The organism is Micromonospora sp. NPDC001898, from assembly GCF_042891255.1.
Classification (GTDB): domain Bacteria; phylum Actinomycetota; class Actinomycetes; order Mycobacteriales; family Micromonosporaceae; genus Micromonospora.
Map to the genome: position 1 here is coordinate 77990 of NZ_JBIATC010000005.1, position 17680 is coordinate 95669.

The 17680-nt window shown below is 73.6% G+C and carries 15 protein-coding genes, 1 tRNA gene and 1 pseudogene; 14 read left to right on the top strand and 3 right to left on the bottom strand.

Annotation, left to right across the window (positions count from 1 at the left end; all coding sequences use genetic code 11):
• Positions 1-9: 9 nt before the first annotated feature.
• A complete protein-coding gene (gene rsmI, locus ACFYZF_RS13440; protein ID WP_387020370.1) occupies positions 10-849 on the top strand; it encodes a 16S rRNA (cytidine(1402)-2'-O)-methyltransferase in 840 nt (279 codons plus the stop codon).
• Between the two features lie 100 nt (positions 850-949).
• On the opposite strand, the gene ACFYZF_RS13445 is transcribed toward rsmI, so the two are convergent.
• On the bottom strand, positions 950-2212 hold the full coding sequence (locus ACFYZF_RS13445) for a hypothetical protein (RefSeq protein ID WP_387019534.1): 1263 nt from the start codon (positions 2210-2212) through the stop codon (positions 950-952).
• Positions 2213-2429: 217 nt separating this feature from the next.
• Here ACFYZF_RS13445 and metG point away from each other — a divergent pair, with 217 nt between their 5' ends.
• Entirely contained in the window at positions 2430-4244 is a 1815-nt protein-coding gene (gene metG, locus ACFYZF_RS13450) for a methionine--tRNA ligase (protein ID WP_387019537.1), read from the top strand.
• A gap of 138 nt (positions 4245-4382) precedes the next feature.
• Here metG and ACFYZF_RS13455 read toward each other — a convergent pair whose 3' ends face one another.
• Positions 4383-5234: an alpha/beta fold hydrolase gene (locus ACFYZF_RS13455; protein ID WP_387019540.1), complete on the bottom strand. Its 852-nt coding sequence runs from the start codon at positions 5232-5234 to the stop codon at positions 4383-4385.
• Between the two features lie 105 nt (positions 5235-5339).
• Here ACFYZF_RS13455 and ACFYZF_RS13460 point away from each other — a divergent pair, with 105 nt between their 5' ends.
• The 6 genes from ACFYZF_RS13460 to ACFYZF_RS13485 all read left to right on the top strand — a co-directional run bounded on the left by ACFYZF_RS13460 (position 5340) and on the right by ACFYZF_RS13485 (position 11187).
• The gene (locus ACFYZF_RS13460) at positions 5340-6254 is read left to right on the top strand and encodes a TatD family hydrolase (protein WP_387019542.1); all 915 of its coding nucleotides are present in this window, start codon (positions 5340-5342) and stop codon (positions 6252-6254) included.
• Entirely contained in the window at positions 6251-7120 is an 870-nt protein-coding gene (rsmA, locus tag ACFYZF_RS13465) for a 16S rRNA (adenine(1518)-N(6)/adenine(1519)-N(6))-dimethyltransferase RsmA (protein ID WP_387020373.1), read from the top strand. Before ACFYZF_RS13460 ends, rsmA begins: the two co-directional genes overlap by 4 nt.
• Positions 7121-7129: 9 nt before the next feature.
• Positions 7130-8086 (top strand): 4-(cytidine 5'-diphospho)-2-C-methyl-D-erythritol kinase, encoded by a 957-nt coding sequence (locus tag ACFYZF_RS13470; RefSeq protein WP_387019544.1) that lies wholly within the window; start codon positions 7130-7132, stop codon positions 8084-8086.
• Between the two features lie 136 nt (positions 8087-8222).
• Positions 8223-10028, top strand: coding sequence for an ABC-F family ATP-binding cassette domain-containing protein (locus ACFYZF_RS13475; protein ID WP_387019546.1), 1806 nt, complete (start codon positions 8223-8225; stop codon positions 10026-10028).
• 114 nt (positions 10029-10142) lie between these two features.
• The gene (locus ACFYZF_RS13480; protein ID WP_387019549.1) at positions 10143-10598 is read left to right on the top strand and encodes a DUF4383 domain-containing protein; all 456 of its coding nucleotides are present in this window, start codon (positions 10143-10145) and stop codon (positions 10596-10598) included.
• Positions 10599-10716: 118 nt separating this feature from the next.
• Positions 10717-11187 (top strand): DUF4383 domain-containing protein, encoded by a 471-nt coding sequence (locus ACFYZF_RS13485; protein ID WP_387019552.1) that lies wholly within the window; start codon positions 10717-10719, stop codon positions 11185-11187.
• A gap of 24 nt (positions 11188-11211) precedes the next feature.
• On the opposite strand, the gene ACFYZF_RS13490 is transcribed toward ACFYZF_RS13485, so the two are convergent.
• Positions 11212-11904, bottom strand: coding sequence for a TetR family transcriptional regulator (locus tag ACFYZF_RS13490; protein WP_387019555.1), 693 nt, complete (start codon positions 11902-11904; stop codon positions 11212-11214).
• 352 nt (positions 11905-12256) lie between these two features.
• Here ACFYZF_RS13490 and ACFYZF_RS13495 point away from each other — a divergent pair.
• The 6 genes and pseudogenes from ACFYZF_RS13495 (at position 12257) to ACFYZF_RS13520 (ending at position 17675) form a co-directional block, all read left to right on the top strand.
• Positions 12257-12327 (top strand) — tRNA-Gln (locus ACFYZF_RS13495).
• Positions 12328-12397: 70 nt separating this feature from the next.
• A pseudogene (glmU, locus tag ACFYZF_RS13500) lies at positions 12398-13947 on the top strand (bifunctional UDP-N-acetylglucosamine diphosphorylase/glucosamine-1-phosphate N-acetyltransferase GlmU).
• A 51-nt stretch (positions 13948-13998) separates the two neighbouring features.
• Positions 13999-14979: a ribose-phosphate diphosphokinase gene (locus ACFYZF_RS13505; RefSeq protein ID WP_387019558.1), complete on the top strand. Its 981-nt coding sequence runs from the start codon at positions 13999-14001 to the stop codon at positions 14977-14979.
• A 352-nt stretch (positions 14980-15331) separates the two neighbouring features.
• Positions 15332-16024, top strand: coding sequence for a 50S ribosomal protein L25/general stress protein Ctc (locus ACFYZF_RS13510; protein WP_387019561.1), 693 nt, complete (start codon positions 15332-15334; stop codon positions 16022-16024).
• A gap of 118 nt (positions 16025-16142) precedes the next feature.
• Positions 16143-16733 (top strand): aminoacyl-tRNA hydrolase, encoded by a 591-nt coding sequence (pth, locus tag ACFYZF_RS13515; protein ID WP_387019563.1) that lies wholly within the window; start codon positions 16143-16145, stop codon positions 16731-16733.
• A gap of 123 nt (positions 16734-16856) precedes the next feature.
• Positions 16857-17675, top strand: a complete 819-nt coding sequence (locus tag ACFYZF_RS13520) for an inositol monophosphatase family protein (RefSeq protein WP_387020376.1) — start codon at positions 16857-16859, stop codon at positions 17673-17675.
• Positions 17676-17680 lie beyond the last annotated feature (5 nt).

The window sequence follows — 17680 nt, forward strand, 5'->3', positions numbered from 1 at the left end:
GTGGGTGAAATGTCCGAAGTTGGCCGCCTGGTCCTCCTCGGCGCGCCGCTCGGCAACCCGGCCGACGCGTCCGCCCGGTTCCGCGAGGCGCTCGCCGCCGCCGACGTGGTCGCCGCCGAGGACACCCGGCGGCTCACCCGGCTGGCCCGGGACCTCGACATCACCGTGTCGGGCCGGATCGTCTCCTACTTCGAGGGCAACGAGGAGCGCCGCACCCCCGAGCTGGTCGAGGTGCTCCGCGAGGGATACGTCGTGGCCCTGGTCACCGACGGCGGAATGCCCAGCGTCTCCGACCCCGGGTACCGGCTGGTCCGGGGCGCGCTCGACGCCGGTGTGCCGGTGACCGCCGCCCCCGGCCCGAGCGCCGTCACCACCGCGCTGGCCCTGTCCGGGCTGCCCAGCGACCGGTTCTGCTTCGAGGGCTTCCTGCCCCGCACCCCCGGCGCTCGGCGTTCCCGGCTGCGCGCCCTGGCCGGCGAGGAGCGGACCCTGGTGCTCTTCGAGGCCCCGCACCGGATCACCGGTGCGCTCGCCGACCTGGCCGCCGAGTTCGGCGCCGACCGGCCGGCGGCGCTCTGCCGCGAGCTGACCAAGACGTACGAGGAGGTGGTCCGCCGGCCGCTCGGGGAGCTGGCCACCTGGGCCGCCGACAGCGGGCCGCGCGGCGAGATCACCCTGGTGGTGGCCGGCGCCGCGCCAGCCGCCGCCGAGCGACCGGACGACGCGACGCTGCGTGCCGCCGTGGCCGAACGAGAGGCCGCCGGCCTGTCCCGGCGGGACGCGATCACCGAGGTCGCCACCGGGTACGGCCTGCGCCGCCGCGACGTCTACGCGGTCGTGCACGCCTGAGGCGTCGGGAGGTCGCCCCGTCGCCGCCCCGGCCGGCGGCGCGGGGCGGCGATGGGGTGGGCGGGCCGGCCTTGCCCGCCCACCCGGCCGGCGGGGGCCGTCACCAGGCGTCGGCAAGAAAGCCGGCCGTGATCACGAGCGGGCCGGCCACGGCGGCGGCCACCGCCCAGCGGCGGGCCCGCCGATCGGTGAACAGGGTGGCACCGGTGCACCGGGCGATCGCCCCACCGCACGCCAGCACCAGCAGCAGCCCGAGCAGCCAGCGCAGGTGCCGGCCGACCCCGGTGTCGGCGTACGCCGCGTCGGACGCCGGCCCGGTCATCCCGGCCGGCAGGACGGAGCCGGTGGCGCTGCGCTCGGCGGGCACACCGCTGATCCGCACCCCGAACGCGACGTACCGGCCGTCGTCAGCGGTGAAGATCCCCCGGCAGCGCTGGGTCAGCCCGCCGCCGGTGCACTCGTCGACCACCACGGTGCCGGTGACGCGGTGCCCGACGGCCAGCCAGAACGGGCCGGCGCTCACCCAGGCGAAGAATGCGGCGAGCAGGCTCAGCGCCAGAAGCGCGGAAAGCCCTCGCCAGGGCTCCGGCGGCCGGGCGGGGCGGTCGGACCGCCGCCGTCGGGCCCGGGCCGCCCGGTCGCCGTCGCCGTGCCGCCACCGGCCGCGCCCCTCACCGAGCGGCGTGCCGTCCCAGTGCACCTCCTCGATCGGTGCCCAGAACAGCCCGTCGTCGGACCCCGGCGGGTCGCCGACGGCGGTTCCCGGGCGGGGCCGGCCGCCCGGCTGCCGGACCGGGACCCGGCGCGGCACGGCGCCGACCGGTGCCCCGGTGGTCGGCTCCACCTCCACCGGCCGGCCGGGGCCGCCGGTGGCCTGCCCGGGCACGACGCCCGAACCGGACAGCAGCGCGCTCGGCCCGGCTGCGGGGTTCGGTCCGGGCCCGGAACCCGGCGCGGGTGCGGCGGCCGGCCGAGGCAGGGCGGCCGGTCCGGGCAGGGCGGCCGGTCCGGGCGGGGCGGCCGGTCCGGGCAGGACGCTCGGCGCGGGTGCGGCGGTCGATCCCGGCGGGGCGATCGGCGGGGTCGTCCCTAGCGGGGCGAGCGGTCCGGTCGTCCCTGGCGGGGCGAGCGGTCCGGTCGTCCCTGGCGGGGCGAGCGGTCCGGCCGGCCCCGGCAGGGCGATCGGTCCGGTCGACCCGGGGGTGGCGGCGGCGGGCGCCCCGGCCGGTTCGGCGGCCGGGACCGGCCGGGGCTGTGGCGCCACGGTCCCGGCCCGGGGCGACGGTCCGGGCGGCGGGTCGTGGTCGCGGGCCGACCCGGTGGGCGGCTCCTCGTGGTCCCGGGCGGCTCGGCTGGCGGTCACGGGCTTCATTGGACACCGGTCGGCGTGGGTGTCCGGGCAGCTCAGGCCGCGTGTCGGCGACAAATCAGGCAACGATCGTCCGCCCCGACGTCGCCCGGCCGCCGAAGCCCCGCGCCTCGCCGCCGCCCGCCCCGGCCCGGGGCGCCCGACGGGTGTCGACCGCCCAGGCGGCCTGTTGGTTCGCGGCGTCCCGACGAGGTCACTAGGCTTGCTGGTCATGAGTCACGTTCTCGCGGCGGTAGCCTGGCCTTACGCCAACGGCCCGCGCCACATCGGCCACGTCTCCGGTTTCGGCGTTCCCTCCGACGTCTTCGCCCGGTACATGCGGATGGCCGGCCACGACGTGCTCATGGTGTCCGGCACCGACGAGCACGGCACCCCGATCCAGGTGCAGGCCGACGCCGAGGGGGTCACCCCGCGCGTGCTGGCCGACCGGTACAACCGGGTGATCGCCGAGGACCTGCGGGCGCTCGGGCTGTCGTACGACCTGTTCACCCGCACCACCACCCGCAACCACTACGCCGTGGTGCAGGAGCTGTTCTCCGGGATGCACCGTAACGGCTACATCGTTCCGAAGGTCACCGTCGGCGCGATCTCCCCGTCCACCGGCCGGACCCTGCCCGACCGGTACATCGAGGGCACCTGCCCGATCTGCGGGTACGACAGCGCCCGCGGCGACCAGTGCGACAACTGCGGCAACCAGCTCGACCCGGTCGACCTGATCAACCCCAAGTCCAAGATCAACGGCGAGACGCCGGAGTTCATCGAGACCGAGCACTTCTTCCTCGACCTGCCGGCCCTGGCCGACGCCCTGCGGCAGTGGCTGGACAGCCGGGAGGGCTGGCGGCCCAACGTGCTGCGGTTCTCGAAGAACCTGCTCGACGACCTCCAGCCCCGGGCGATCACCCGGGACCTGGACTGGGGCGTGCCGATCCCCCTCGACGGCTGGCGGGACCGGCCGGACAAGCGGATCTACGTCTGGTTCGACGCGGTCATCGGCTACCTGTCCGCGTCCATCGAGTGGGCCCGCCGCACCGGAGACCCGGAGGCGTGGCGGAAGTTCTGGAACCCGAAGGACGCCGAGGGTGGCACCGACGGTGACACCCAGAGCCACTACTTCATGGGCAAGGACAACATCGTCTTCCACTCGGTGATCTGGCCGGCGCTGCTCGGCGGCTACTCGGGCGAGGGCGCGCGTGACGGCGAGCCGGGCCGGCTGGGCCGGCTCAACCTGCCCACCGAGGTGGTCTCCAGCGAGTACCTGACCATGGAGGGGCGCAAGTTCTCCTCCTCCCGCAAGGTGGTCATCTACGTCCGGGACTTCCTGGAGCGGTACGACGCCGACGCGCTGCGCTACTTCATCGCCGTCGCCGGCCCGGAGAGCAACGACACCGACTTCACCTGGGCCGAGTTCCTTCGCCGCAACAACGACGAGCTGGTCGCCGGCTGGGGCAACCTGGTCAACCGGTCCGTCTCGATGGCGGCGAAGAACTTCGGCGCGATCCCGCCGGTCGACCCGGCAGGGCTCACCGAGGCCGACGAGGCGCTGCTCGCCACCGCCCGGGCCGGCTTCGAGACCGTCGGCGGCCTGATCGGCCGGCACCGGCAGAAGCAGGCCATCGGCGAGGCGATGCGCGTCGTCGCCGAGGCCAACAAGTACATCTCCGATCAGGCCCCGTGGAAGCTCAAGGACGAGGCGGACAAGCCCCGGATGGGCACCATCCTGCACGTCGCCCTCCAGGTGGTCAGCGACGCGAACACGCTGCTGACCCCGTTCCTGCCGCACTCCGCGCAGAAGATCCACGAGCTGCTCGGCGGCACCGGCGTGCACGCGCCGATGCCCGTGTTGGAGGAGGTCGACGACCTCGACGGCGGGCCCGAGTACCCGGTGCTGACCGGGGACTACACGGTCGGGACGCGCTGGGAGTCCGTACCGCTGGAGGCAGGCCGGCCGCTCGCGGCGCCGAAGCCGGTCTTCCGCAAGCTCGACCCGTCGATCGTCGACGAGGAACTGGCCCGGCTCGCCGGCTGACCACCGAGCCGGCCCGACCCGTCGCCGGCCCGACCCGTCGCCGGCCCGACCCGTCGCCGGCCCGACCCGTCGCCGGCCCGATCCACCGCGCCGGCGCGGCCCCCGCCCCCGGGGACCGCGCCGGCCGTACGGCCGGCGTCAGCGTCGGGCCATCGCCGGGGCCACCACGAACTCCAGGATCGCGCGGTTCACCTCGTCGCTGTTGGTCCACGGGATGCCGTGCGGCGCTCCCTTGAGCGTGGTCAGCCGGCTGTCGGGCAGCATCGGCTGCAATCGCTGCCCGGTCGCCGCGTACGGCAGCACCCGGTCCTGGTCGCCCTGCACGATCAGCACCGGCACGTCGATCCGGGGCAGGTCCGGCCGGAAGTCGGTCAGCCAGGCGTCCACGCACTGGTACGTGCCGATCGCCGAGGCCCGGGTGCCGATCTCCCAGTGCGCCCGGTACGCCTCCTCGCTGACCAACTTGCCCTTGTTGTCTGCATAGTTGAAGAAGTTGTCGCAGAAGCTGGTGAGGAACGCGAACCGGTCGGCGAGGATCGCCTGCTGGAACCCGTCGAACAGGCTCCGGTCCACCCCCTCCGGGTTGTCGGCGGTCTTCAGCAGGAACGGCGCGAGCGGGGCGAGCAGCACCGCCCGGTCCACCCGGCTCGACCCGTACGTGCCGAGGTAGCGGGTCACCTCCCCGGTGCCCATCGAGTGCCCGATCAGGATCGCGTTGCGCAGGTCCAGCTCGGTCAGCAACACGTCCAGGTCGGCCGCGAACGTGTCGTAGTCGTACCCGGCGGCCGGCTGGCTGGAGTTTCCGAAGCCCCGCCGGTCGTACGTGATCGTGCGGTAGCCGGCGGCGAGCAGGGCGCCGGTCTGCTTCTCCCAGGTCGCCCCGTTGAACGGGAACCCGTGGATCAGCACCACCGGCTGCCCGGCGCCGTGGTCCTCGTAGTACAGGTCGATGGGCGCGGAGTTCTCCGCGCCGACGGTGATGAAGGGCATGTCGTCTCCCGGAGCGGGGTCGGGGCCGTCGGACGACCGGCGCATTCCCGGCCCTCTTGCTGTTATGCCCGCCCACCACCGCTTCGGGCCGACCGGCGGTGTGTGATGCTGACGGCGATGACCGAGCCGACTGAGTCCCGCCGCCAACGGGCCACCCGCCGGGCCGGGGAGTTCCCGCCCGCGCCCGAGCCGCTGCCCCGCCCCGTGCCGGACAGCCACACCCACCTGGACATCACCGTCACCGAGGCCGGCGCCCCGGCCGGCGGGGCGGGCGGGAACGCCGCCGCCGCCGACCCGGTCGCGGCGGCCGTCGCGGTGGCCGCCGAGGCCGGCGTGGACCGGCTCGTCCAGGTCGGCGTGGACGTGGCGTCCTCCGCGTGGAGCGCCGACGCGGCCGACCGCTACCCGGCGGTGCTGGCCACCGTCGCCCTGCACCCCAACGAGGCGCCCCGGCTGGCAGACCTCGACGAGGCGCTGCGGCAGATCGAGGCGCTCGCCGCCCGGGACCGGGTGCGCGGGATCGGCGAGACCGGGATGGACTTCTACCGCACCGGCGACGAGGGCCGGGCCGCGCAGGAGGAGAGCTTCCGGGCGCACGTCGCCATCGCCAAGCGGTACGGCAAGGCCCTGGTCGTCCACGACCGGGACGCGCACGCCGACGTGCTGCGGATCCTCGACGACGAGGGCGCCCCGGACACCGTCGTGCTGCACTGCTTCTCCGGCGACGCCGGGTTCGCCGCCGACTGCGTACGCCGCGGCTACCTGCTCAGCTTCGCGGGCACCGTCACCTTCGGCAGCGCCGTCGCGCTGCGCGAGGCCGCCGCGCTCACCCCGCTCGACCAGCTCCTGGTGGAGACCGACGCGCCGTACCTCACCCCCACCCCGCACCGGGGGCGGCCCAACGCGTCGTACCTGATCCCGCTCACCGTGCGGGCGCTGGCCGCGACCACCGGCGCGGACCTCGACGAGCTGTGCGCGGCGCTGTCGGCCAACGGCGAGCGCGCCTTCGGCCCGTGGTGACCGGCCTGCTCGGCCCGGCGGAGATCCGGGAACTTGCCGCCCGCCTCGGCGTGCACCCGACCAAGAAGCTCGGCCAGAACTTCGTGCACGACCCGAACACCGTCCGCCGGATCGTCACCGTCGCCGGCCTGGCCCCGGACGACGTCGCCCTGGAGGTCGGCCCCGGCCTCGGCTCGCTCACCCTGGCCCTGCTGCCGGTGGCCGCGCACACCCACGCCGTGGAGCTCGACCCGACGCTGGCCGCCGCGCTGCCGGAGACCGCCGCCCGGTTCGCCGGGCCGGCCGCCGCCCGGCTGACCGTGCACCACGCCGACGCCCTGCGGATCGGCGCCGCCGAGCTGGCCGACCCCGCGCCGACCGCGCTGGTGGCGAACCTGCCGTACAACGTGGCCGTACCGGTGGTGCTGCACCTGCTGGCCGAGCTGCCCAGCCTCCGGCACGGCCTGGTGATGGTGCAGAAGGAGGTCGCCGACCGGCTCGTCGCCGGCCCCGGCTCCAAGGTCTACGGCATCCCGTCGGTCAAGCTCGCCTGGTACGCCCGCTCCCGCGCCGCCGGTAAGGTGCCGCCCAACGTGTTCTGGCCGGTGCCCAACGTCGACTCCGGCCTGGTCGCCTTCACCCGCCGCGAGCCGCCCCGCCCCGACGTACCCCGGAAGCAGGTCTTCGCCGTCGTCGACGCCGCGTTCGCCCAGCGCCGCAAGACCCTGCGGGCCGCCCTGGCCGGCTGGGCCGGCGGCGCGGACCGGGCCGCCGCGGCGCTCACCGCCGCCGGCGTCGACCCCGGCGCGCGCGGCGAGTCGCTCACCGTCGAGCAGTTCGCCGCCATCGCCGCGTCGGCCCCGACCGCCCCATCGACCGCGCAGTAGGCTGGCGCGGTGACCGAGGCCTGGGGACCGGACGACGATGACGACCAGCAGCGGCGCGGGGCCAGCGGCCCGGTCCGGGTGCGGGTGCCCGCCAAGGTCAACCTGCACCTCGGGGTGGGCCCGCTGCGCCGGGACGGCTACCACGAGCTGAACACCGTCTACCACGCCATCTCGATCTACGACGAGCTCACCGCCCGCCGCGGCGACACCCTCACCCTGACGATGGAGGGGGAGGGCGCCGGCGAGCTGGCCCTGGACGACACCAACCTGGCCATCCGGGCTGCCCGCGCCCTCGCCGGGTACGCGGGCGTCCCGCCGCACGCCCGGCTGCACCTGCGCAAACAGATCCCGCTGGCCGGCGGGCTGGCCGGCGGCAGCGCCGACGCCGCCGCCGCGCTGGTCGCCTGCGACGCCCTCTGGGGTACCGGGCTGTCCCGCGACGAGCTGGCCGGGATCGCCGCCGACCTCGGCTCCGACGTGCCGTTCCTGATCTACGGCGGCACCGCGCTCGGCACCGGCCGGGGCGAGGCGGTCAGCCCCGTGCTGGCCCGCGCCACCTCCTGGCACTGGGTGGTCGCCATCGCCGACGGCGGGCTGTCCACCCCCGCCGCGTACGCCGAACTCGACCGGCTCCGCGACGCCGGGGCCGCCGGCCCGCCGCTGGGCAGCACCGACGGGCTGCTCGCCGCGCTGCGCCAGCGGGACCCCCGGGTGCTCGCCGCCAGCCTCGGCAACGACCTCCAGGACGCCGCGCTCGCCATGCGCCCGTCCCTGGCCGGCACCCTGAAGGCCGGCGAGGCCGCCGGGGCGCTCGCCAGCATCGTCTCCGGCTCCGGGCCGACCTGCGTGTTCCTCGCCGCGAACGCCGACGACGCCGACCGGATCGCCGCCGAACTGGCGACCGCCGGGGTGTGCCGCCAGGCGCGTACCGCGCACGGCCCCGTGCCCGGCGCGCGGATCGGCTGAATCGGGAATACGCCCGCCTGGCGGGGCTGAGGCGTACACCCACCGGGGCGGCCCGGAGTGTCCGCGTACCCTTGGAGGCCAGGCGTCCCCAGGTGCCCGCCGGCACCGGGACGCCTTCATCATGAAAGGTGGGTTCGTGGCCAACATCGTCAACCTGGACCGGGTGTCCAAGGGGTACGGCGCCGCCGGGCCGCTGCTCACCGACGTCTCGCTCGGCCTCGACGACGCCGACCGGATCGGCGTGGTCGGCCTCAACGGCGCCGGCAAGTCCACCCTGCTGCGGCTGCTCACCAAGCAGGAGGAACCGGACGAAGGCCGGGTTACCCACCGTCGCGACCTGCGCGTCCTCTGGCTGCCGCAGGCCCTGACGCTCGCCCCCGAGGCCACCGTCCGGGACGTGGTGCTCGGCACCGCCTGGCTCGGCGAGAGCATGGGCGCCGAGCACGAGTGGGCCGGCGACGCCGGGGTCCGCGGCATCCTCGACGGCCTCGGCATGCCCCACCTCGGCCTCGACCAGCCCGTAGGCCCGATGTCCGGCGGCGAGCGCCGCCGGGTGGCGCTGGCCGCCCTGCTGGTACGCGACTCAGACCTGCTCATCCTCGACGAGCCCACCAACCACCTCGATGTCGGCGGCGTCGACTGGCTGGCGAAGCACCTGGTCGGCCGCAAGGGCGCCCTCGTCGTGGTCACCCACGACCGGTGGTTCCTCGACGCGGTCTGCACCGACACCTGGGAGGTCGCCGACCAGACCGTCCGGGCGTACGAGGGCGGCTTCGCCGCCTGGACCCTGGCCCGCGTCGAGCGGGACCGGGTCGCCGCAGCCACCGAGGCCCGCCGGCAGAACCTGCTCCGCAAGGAGATCGCCTGGCTGCGTCGGGGCCCGCCCGCCCGGACCAGCAAGCCGCAGTTCCGGATCGACGCCGCCAACGCGCTGATCGCCGACGTGCCGCCGGCGCGCGACACCATGTCGCTGCAACGGATGGCCACCGCCCGGCTCGGCAAGCAGGTGTACGACCTGGAGGACGTCCGGCTGTACGCCGGCCCGAAGGAGATCCTGCACGACGCCACCTGGCACGTCGGCCCCGGTGACCGGATCGCCATCCTCGGCCGCAACGGCGCCGGCAAGACCACCCTGCTGCGGATGCTGGCCGGCATCACCCGCCCCGACGGCGGACGGTTCGCCACCGGCTCCACCGTCCGGCCCGCGTTCCTCTCCCAGGAACTGGCCGAGCTGCCCGGTCACCTGCGCGTCCTCGAAGCCGTCGAGGAGGTCGCCCGCCGGGTGCAGCTCGGCGACCGGGAGGTCTCCGCCGCCCAGCTCGCCGAGGTCTTCGGCTTCGACGACCGCCGGCTCTGGACACCGGTCAGCGACCTCTCCGGCGGGGAGCGCCGCCGGCTCCAGATGCTCCGGCTGCTCGCCGGCGAGCCCAACGTGCTGCTCTTCGACGAGCCCACCAACGACCTGGACACCGACACCCTCGCCGCGCTGGAGGACCTGCTCGACTCCTGGCCCGGCACCGTCATCGTGGCCAGCCACGACCGGTACCTCATCGAGCGGGTCACTGAGTCGGCGTACGGGATGTTCGGCGACGGCCGGCTGGTGCACCTGCCCGGCGGCGTCGACGAGTACCTGGCCCGGGCCGCGAACCAGCCGCTGGCCGCGGTCGCCGGCGCATCCACCGCCACGGTGGGCGCCACCCCGGCGGCCGGCGGGATGTCCGCCGCCGAGGCCCGGCAGGCGAAGAAGGACCTCACCCGGCTGGAACGTCAGATCGGCAAGCTGGACCAGAGGGAGGCGGCGCTGCTCGACCAACTCGCGGCGAACGCCACCGACTACGCCAAGGTCGCCGAGCTGGACGCCGAACTCAAGGACATGCGGGCCGAACGGGAGCAGGTCGAGGAGACCTGGCTGGCCCTCGCCGAGCAGGTCCCCGGGAACTGAGCCGGCCGGCTCCCGGAAGGCGAGCCGGCCTCGGGTGGGGGGTGTGCGGCGTCACAGCCCGCCGTGCGGGACAATCAGGTGACCCCTCACCCGCACGGTCTTGGAGATTCAGACATGGCCCACACCCCCGTCAACCACCCCGCGCGGCCGATCTACCGGGCGATCGGCGGGCTCGTTGGTCTGTACTTCGTGGTCTTCGGAGTGCTCGGCATCATTGCCAGCGCCGGCAACGACTTCCTCGCCCAGGATGACACGAAGGTGCTCGGCCAGGGGACCAATCTCGGATTCTCGCTGCTCAGCGTCCTGCTCGGCGTCGCGATTCTGGCCGGCACCGCGATCGGCCGCAACCTCGACGTCGCGATCAACCAGTGGCTGGCGTACGTGCTCATGGTTCTCGGCCTGGCTGCGCTGGCCTTCCTGCACACCGACGCCAACATCTTCAACTTCACCATCTTCACCGACATCGTGGTGCTGACCCTCTCGCTGGTGCTGCTGATGGTCGGCATGTACGGCAAGGTCGGCACCGAGGAGGAGAGCGACGCCTGGCAGAAGGCCCGCCTCGTCCTCTGACCAGGGGCGCCGCTGCGGGGGATCGGCTGGTTCCGGTCCCGCTGCGGCGGTTCGGCCCGCATCCGGCACCCGCGCGGGCGACAATCCTTCCGAACGGACACATCCGGACGGAGGGGTTATGGCGCACTTTCCGGTCAATCACCCGGCGCGAGCGCTCTACCGCGTCCTCGCCGGGGTCATCGGGCTCTACATCCTGGTCTTCGGCGTCTGGGGAGTGGTCGCGACCTGGGGCGAAGGGCTGTTCGACCGGGGCGGCACCTGGGCCCTCGGCCTCCGCACCAACCTCGCGTTCTCGCTGGTTTCGGTGATCTTCGGGGCCGTGCTGATGGTCGGGGCGTCCCGGCGGAGCAACCTCGGCCACTACATGAACCTGACCGCCGGGGTGGTCTTCCTGGTCACCGGGGTGCTGATGATGTCTGTCCTGCAGACCTCGGCGAACTTCCTCAACTTCTCGATGTCCACCGTCATCGTGTCGCTGCTGTTCGGGTTGGTGCTCCTCGCCACCGGCCTCTACGACAAGGTCGGCCCGCCCGAGCGCGCCGAGGCCGAACGCCGGCACCGCCGCGCCGCCGTCCCCGGCGGTCGCTGAAAACCCGGCCGTTCCGGACCCCGGTCACCGGCCCTTCGCCGTGATCAGGGTCGGCTTCGCGTCCAGGTGCGACAAGCCGTTCCAGGCCAGGTTGACCAGGTGCGCGGCCACTGTTTCCTTACGCGGCTTGCGCACCTCCAGCCACCAGCGCCCCGTCAATGCCACCATCCCGACGAGGGCCTGCGAGTAGAGCTCGGCCAGCTTCGGGTCGTACCCCCGGGTCTTGAACTCGGCGCCGAGGATGTGCTCGACCTGGTGCGCGACGTCGTTCATCACGCTGCTGAAGTTGCCCGTCGCGGACATCACCGGCGACTCCCGGACCAGCACCCGGAACCCGCTGGTCTCCTCCTCGATGTACCCGAGCAGGGCCATCGCCGCCTGCTCCAGCAAGTCCCGCGGATGACCGGCGGTCAGGGCCGTGGTGATCCGGTCCAGCAGGGCCCGGACCTCCCGGTCCACCACCACCGCGTAGAGCCCTTCCTTGCCGCCGAAGTGCTCGTAGATCACCGGCTTGGAGACCTTCGCCCGGGCCGCCACCTCCTCGATCGAGGTCGCGTCGAAGCCGCGTTCGGCGAACAGTTGCCGGCCGATCGAGATCAACTGCTCACGCCGCTGGGCCGCCGACATCCGCACCCGTGAGGGCGGCTTGCCCGCCGCCGCCGCAACCGCGCGCCGCCGACCACCTGTGCCACCCTCGCCGACCGGACCGTCCGCCATGTCGTCACCTCGCCGGCGCTCGGGGACGCCTGTCGTGGGATGCCGCTGCCTCCGCTGTTCGCGCCGTCGACCCCGTCCGAAATCCGGGGCGGTGCCACCGCGTCGTCCGACCGTACCCGTGCCGGTCGACCCGGCGTCGGCCGGCACGGCGGCAGTCGCCGGGCGGGTGGAGCCGCCTGGGACAGTTTCGTGCGTGGGTGCCTTCATGCCGCGTGACGTGCCGTCGGAGTGCCCCGCCGGCGGACGCTCTGGAGGACCGGGAGGATCATGAGGGGAATGGGCGATGGCGTCCAGGGCTCGGGACGCTAAGGTGTAGAGGTCTGCCGACCGCTTGGTTTGTCCGTTTAGACCGTCCCGGGTCGTCTAATGGCAGGACGTCAGGTTTTGGTCCTGATTATAGGGGTTCGAATCCTCTCCCGGGAGCTTCCGCTGTACCGCCGCCATCGCGTGGTTAGCATGGCCGCGAGACTGTCGCCGTCCCGACGGGAGCTACATCGTGTCCCAGCTCCACCTCCGAACCGTCGTCGTGCTCGCCGCCGGGGAGGGCAAGCGGATGAAGTCGGCGCTGCCCAAGGTGCTGCATCCCCTGCTCGGTCGGACCCTGCTCGGCCACGTGCTGACCGCCGCCGCGCCGCTTGCGGCCGACCGGACCGTCGTGGTGGTCGGGCACGGCGCGGACCAGGTCCGGGCGCACCTGGCCGAGGTCGCCCCGGCGGCCACCCCGGTGCTCCAGGCCGAGCAGCTCGGCACCGGCCACGCGGTCCGGATCGGGCTGGACGCGGCGCCGGACGCCGCCGGGACCGTGGTGGTGATCAACGGGGACGTGCCGCTGCTCCGCCCCGAGACGGTCGCCGCGCTGGTTGACGCGCACGAGAGCGCGGGGGCCGCGGCCACGGTGCTGGCCGCCGAGGTGCCCGACCCGACCGGGCTGGGGCGCATCGTCCGGGACGCGGCGGGGCGGCTGGAGCAGATCGTCGAGGAGCGCGACGCCACCCCGGCCCAGCGCGCGCTGCGCGAGATCAACGCCGGCATCTACGCGTTCGACGCGGTGCGGCTGCGCGCCGCGTTGGGCAAGCTCTCCGCCGACAACGACCAGGGCGAGGAGTACCTGACCGACGTCTTCGGCCTGCTCGTCTCCGCCGGCGAGCCGGTGGCGGTGCACGTGGCCGCCGACCACGTCGAGACGCTGGGCTGCAACGACCGGGTCGAGCTGGCGGCGCTGCGCCGGCTGCTGCGCGACCGGGTCAACGAGGGGTGGATGCGGACCGGGGTCAGCATCCTGGACCCGGCGACGACCTGGATCGACGTGACGGTCGCGGTGGACCGGGACGCGGTGATCGACCAGAACACCCAGCTGCGCGGCGGGACCGTGGTCGGTGCGGAGGCCGTGGTCGGCCCGGACGTGACGCTGATCGACACGGTGATCGGCCCGGGGGCGACCGTGCTGCGCAGCCACGCCGTCGAGGCCGAGGTCGGCCCGGGGGCCAGCGTCGGGCCGTACGCGTACCTGCGGCCGGCGGCGAAGCTGGCCGAGCGGGCCAAGGTCGGCACCTTCGTCGAGGTGAAGAACTCCGAGGTCGGCGCGGGCGCGAAGGTGCCACACCTGTCGTACGTGGGCGACGCGACGATCGGGGCGAAGGCCAACATCGGCGCGGCGACGATCTTCGTGAACTACGACGGGGTCAACAAGCACCGCACCACGGTCGGCGAGGCTGCGTTCATCGGCTGCGACACCAGCCTGATCGCCCCGGTGGAGGTGGGCCCGGGCGCGTACGTCGCGGCGGGCAGCGCGGTCAGCCAGGACGTGCCGCCGGGTGCGCTCGGGGTTACCCGGGCGCCACAGCGCAACATCGAGGGCTGGGTGGCCCGCAGGCGGCCCGGCACCGCCTCGGCCGAGGCCGCCGAGCGGGCCCGCCAGGCTGTGGCGGAAGCGGCGGAGGATGCGCCGGAGGCATGAGGGCCGCAAGGGAAGGTGAGGCAATCCACGGGGGTGCCGAGGCGGTTCGACGGCCGTCAGGCGGGGGAGATACTGCAACCGAATAGTCCCGGTCAGACCGCAGCCGGGACCACCGACCAACGGGAGCAGACGGGCCCATGGGCAGCATCGTCGCCGAAAACCGCAAAAGCCTGATGCTCTTCTCCGGACGTGCCTTTCCGGAGCTGGCCAGGGAGATCGGCGAGGTGCTCGGCGTCGCGCCGACACCCGCCGACGCGTACGAGTTCGCGAACGGGGAGATCTTCGTACGGTTCAAGGACTCGGTGCGCGGTTCGGACGCCTTCGTGGTGCAGTCCGTGACGCACGGGGTCAACACCTGGGTCATGGAGACCCTGATCATGATCGACGCGCTGAAGCGCGGGTCGGCCAAGCGGATCACCGTGGTCCTGCCGTTCTACCCGTACTCGCGGCAGGACAAGAAGCACCGGGGCCGGGAGCCGATCTCGGCGCGGCTGGTGGCGGACCTGCTGAAGACCGCGGGCGCGAACCGGATCCTCACGGTGGACCTGCACACCGCGCAGATCCAGGGCTTCTTCGACGGCCCGGTGGACCACCTGTTCGCGATGGACATCCTGGCCGAGTACGTGGAGCGCAAGTTCGCTGGTCGGCCGATGACGGTGGTGGCGCCGGACTCGGGCCGGGTGCGGGTGGCGGAACGGTGGACGGACCGGCTGGGCGGCTGCCCGCTGGCGTTCATCCACAAGACCCGGGATCCGCTCAAGCCGAACCAGGTGGTGGCGAACCGGGTGGTCGGCGAGGTGGAGGGCCGGGTCTGCCTGATCGTCGACGACATGATCGACACCGGCGGCACGATCAGCAAGGCCGCCGAGATCCTCCGGGAGGGCGGCGCGGCGGAGATCGTCGTGGCGTCCACCCACGCGCTGCTGTCCGACCCGGCGACCGAGCGGCTGAAGAACAGCCCGATCACCGAGGTCGTGGTGACCAACACGCTGCCGCTGCCGTCCGAGAAGCAGCTTGACAAGATCACCGTGCTGTCGATCGCGCCGCTGCTGGCCCGGGCGATCCGGGAGGTCTTCGACGACGGGTCGGTGACCACCCTGTTCGGCGGCCTGAGCTGACGGCCGCCCGCGCGCCGGCCGTCGTCCCGCGGCCGGCGCGCGGGTACCGGACCGGCTCCGACCGGCGTCCGGACCGGCTCCGACCGGCGTCCGGGGCGATGTTCGCTGGGCGTTTTTGCTCCTGCGGATGGCGGAGGCGGGGACTGCCGTCGGGGGCGTAATCAATTCGGGTAGACTACTGCGGTTGCCACGGCGAGGGTGCCCGGCGGGCCGCTGAAAAGCGCCGCACGGATGCACCGTCATCGACGCGGTGCTCCGGGCAGTCGTTCATGACGCATGAGCCCCAGCGAGCCCCTCGCCCAGCACCGCCAGTCGACAAGCCCGCCGCAGCGAAAGCATCAGGAGTTTCCCCGTGTCCGAGGTAAAGATCAGCGCCGAGCCCCGTACCGAGTTCGGCAAGGGTGGTGCCCGTCGTACCCGCCGGGCCGGCTTGGTGCCCGCCGTGCTTTACGGCCACGGCGAGAAGCCCAAGCACATCGCGCTGCCCGTGCGTGAGTTCGCCGCCGCGATCCGCAGGGGCGGCGCCAACCAGCTCTTCGCGATCGAGGTCAGCGACGGCACCCAGGTGCTGGCGCTGCCGAAGGCGATCCAGCGGGACCCGATCCGGGACAGCTACGAGCACGTCGACCTGCTGCTGGTCCGCCGCGGCGAGAAGGTCACCGTCGATGTTCCGGTCCAGCTGATCGGCGAGGCCGCCAAGGACACGCTGATCGTGCACGACCACGACACCCTCTCGGTGACCGCCGACGCCACGAAGGTGCCGGACCACCTGGAGGCGTCGATCGAGGGTCTGGAGGCCGGCACCCAGGTCACCGCCGCTGACGTGGAGCTGCCGGCCGGCGTCGAGCTGGTCGCCGACCCGGAGTCCACGGTCGCCTCGGTGACCGCCGCGCCGACCGCCGAGCAGCTCGAGGCCACCCTCCCCGAGGTCGAGGAGGCCACCGCCGAGGCCGAGGCCGAGGTCGGCGAGGAGACCGCCGAGGGTGCCGAGACCCCGGCCGCAGAGGGCGAGCAGGCCCCGGCCGAGGCGAAGACCGGGGCCTGATCGGTCCCCGTTCCGTGCGACAGGCGCTCCCGTGATCGGGGGCGCCTGTCGGCATATCGGGGTGGTCGTCGGGTCGCACGGCCGTGGTGGGCGGCGCTGAGAGCGGGAGGGGCGTGGCGTGACGGACGAGGCGGGGCCGTGGCTGGTGGTCGGCCTGGGCAACCCCGGTCGGGAGTACGCGGGCAATCGGCACAATGTCGGTTTCATGGTGGCCGACCTGCTGGCCGCCCGCGTGGGCGGCAAGTTCGGTCGGCACAAGCGGGCGGTGGCTGAGGTCACCGAGGGGCGGCTCGGGTTCGGTGGCCCGAAGCTGGTGCTGGCGAAGCCGCTGACGTACATGAACCTCTCCGGCGGGCCGGTGGCCGGGCTGGCGCAGTTCCACAAGGTGCCGCCGGGCCAGGTGATCGCGATCCATGACGAGCTGGACATCGGCTACGGGCAGGTGCGGGTGAAGTGCGGCGGCGGTGAGGGCGGGCACAACGGCCTGCGCTCGATGTCGAAGTCGCTGGGCACGAAGGACTACGTCCGGGTGCGGTTCGGCGTCGGCCGGCCGCCGGGTCGGCAGGACCCGGCGGACTACGTGCTGTCGGACTTCTCCGCCGCCGAGCGCAAGGAGCTCGAATTCCTGGTCGACCGGGCGGCGGACGTGGTCGAGTCGGTGGTCATCCGGGGCGTGGAGCCGACCCAGAACCTGTATCACGGGGCGTGACCTGGGCGGGGCGTACTCGGGCGACCGGGGCCCGGCCGGGTAGTCTGCGCCTTTCGGGCGAACCGCAGCCGGCGGCCCGGGTCGCCGGCGAGGCGACGGGAGCGAGTTGTGGGCAGTCCTCCGATGATCGACGGCGCGTTCGCCCGGTGGTTGGCGGCCCAGGCGGGGCAGGCGCTGCTGGGCCTGCGTACGGAGATGGGCTTCGCCGACCCGGGGGCGTTGAAGTCGGCAGGGGACAAGGTCTCGCACGACCTGATCCGGACTGAGCTGGCGAAGTGGCGCCCGGGGGACGCGGTCCTCTCCGAGGAGGACGAGGGCTCGCGGCTGGCCTGGGCGGCGGAGGTGAACGCCGGGGCGGTGCCCCGGCTGACCGCCGACCGGGTGTGGATCGTCGACCCGCTGGACGGGACGCGGGAGTACGCCGAGGAGGGGCGCTCGGACTGGGCGGTGCACGTGGCGCTCTGGGCGCGTAACGCCGCCACCCCGCACGGCCTGGTGGCCGGCGCGGTCGGGCTGCCGGCGCAACACCGGGTGCTGGGCACGGACCAACCGCCGGCGTACCCGCCGATGGCGCTGGAGGCGACGGCCGCGGGCGGGGGGCAGGTCATCCGGTTGGCGGCCAGTCGTAGTCGTCCGCCGGTTTTTCTGACCGATCTGGCGGAGGACGTCGGCGCTCATCTCGTTCCGATGGGCTCGGCGGGGGCGAAGATCGCCGCAGTGGTGACCGGTGAGGTCGACGCGTACATCCACGCCGGCGGCCAGTACGAGTGGGACTCGGCCGCCCCGGTAGCTGTGGCGACGGCCACCGGACTGCATGCTTCCCGGATCGACGGATCTGCGCTGAGATACAACGAGGCTGATCCGCGCCTGCCCGACCTGCTGGTCTGCCGCAAGGATCTCGCCAGCCGGTTGCTTGCAGCGTTGCAGAGGCAGTCCGGGTAGCCTGA

What these genes read in the sequence shown, in the direction of transcription:
- rsmI (WP_387020370.1), top strand. Translation starts at nt 10, where the DNA reads ATGTCCGAAGTTGGCCGCCTGGTCCTCCTCGGCGCGCCGCTCGGCAAC.
- metG (WP_387019537.1), top strand. Translation starts at nt 2,430, where the DNA reads ATGAGTCACGTTCTCGCGGCGGTAGCCTGGCCTTACGCCAACGGCCCG.
- ACFYZF_RS13455 (WP_387019540.1), bottom strand. Translation starts at nt 5,234, where the DNA reads ATGCCCTTCATCACCGTCGGCGCGGAGAACTCCGCGCCCATCGACCTG.
- ACFYZF_RS13460 (WP_387019542.1), top strand. Translation starts at nt 5,340, where the DNA reads ATGCTGACGGCGATGACCGAGCCGACTGAGTCCCGCCGCCAACGGGCC.
- ACFYZF_RS13480 (WP_387019549.1), top strand. Translation starts at nt 10,143, where the DNA reads ATGGCCCACACCCCCGTCAACCACCCCGCGCGGCCGATCTACCGGGCG.
- ACFYZF_RS13485 (WP_387019552.1), top strand. Translation starts at nt 10,717, where the DNA reads ATGGCGCACTTTCCGGTCAATCACCCGGCGCGAGCGCTCTACCGCGTC.
- ACFYZF_RS13490 (WP_387019555.1), bottom strand. Translation starts at nt 11,904, where the DNA reads ATGGCGGACGGTCCGGTCGGCGAGGGTGGCACAGGTGGTCGGCGGCGC.
- ACFYZF_RS13505 (WP_387019558.1), top strand. Translation starts at nt 13,999, where the DNA reads ATGGGCAGCATCGTCGCCGAAAACCGCAAAAGCCTGATGCTCTTCTCC.
- ACFYZF_RS13520 (WP_387020376.1), top strand. Translation starts at nt 16,857, where the DNA reads ATGATCGACGGCGCGTTCGCCCGGTGGTTGGCGGCCCAGGCGGGGCAG.